Here is a 626-nt window from a genome sequence, read left to right as displayed (position 1 = left end):
GGGAGGACGAAGGACAGCGAGGCGCGATATTCCTCATGATCGACCTTCTTGTCGGTCGTCTGGCCGACATAGATCGCCATCAGCACATTGATGCCCTGATTGCGCAGCTTGATCGTGGCGGTGCCATCAGCGCCGGTCTTGGCCGGGGCGACTTCGTCGGGATCGTTGACATAATCCTGCATGACGGTGGCGCCGGCGACAGGCTTGCCCTTGTAATAGACGCGCACCTTCATCGGCTCGCCCATCTTCTGGGGGATGGCAAGGTCGGCGGGGACGAGTTGAAGCATGTGCCCCTCGAACAGCGGCACCGGCTTGGTCGGCACCTGCGTCAGATGGACCGCATATTTGAAATTATGCTCGGCCAGCGTGGCGGTGGGCACCGCGTCGCGGCCCTTATTGTGCCATTCGCCATCGGGCGTCTTGCTCCAATAGCCATAGTCCATGATCGCGGCAACGGCCGCGACCGGCTCGTCGCTGTCCACCACCGGGATTGCCCCGGCGGCGCGAAGAGAGGTGGCCACCGGCGCCCAGTCGCTGTCATAGCCGGTGACGGTCTTGACCAGCGGCAGCCGCTTGACCGCGTCCAGATCGTCCGCGCCCACGCCATAGATCAGCGCCAACTGGCG

1 protein-coding gene is annotated in these 626 nt (G+C 63.9%); it reads right to left on the bottom strand.

Annotated elements, in window-relative coordinates; all coding sequences use genetic code 11:
• Positions 1 to 626: DUF4198 domain-containing protein (locus EWH12_RS22040; RefSeq protein WP_129927828.1), on the bottom strand; the 626-nt coding region annotated here is incomplete at both ends.

The sequence above is a fragment of the Sphingobium cupriresistens genome (assembly GCF_004152865.1).
Taxonomy (GTDB): Bacteria; Pseudomonadota; Alphaproteobacteria; order Sphingomonadales; family Sphingomonadaceae; genus Sphingobium; species Sphingobium cupriresistens.
Note: the sequence above shows the minus strand (reverse complement) of the source record. Positions and strands in the feature narration are given on the sequence as shown.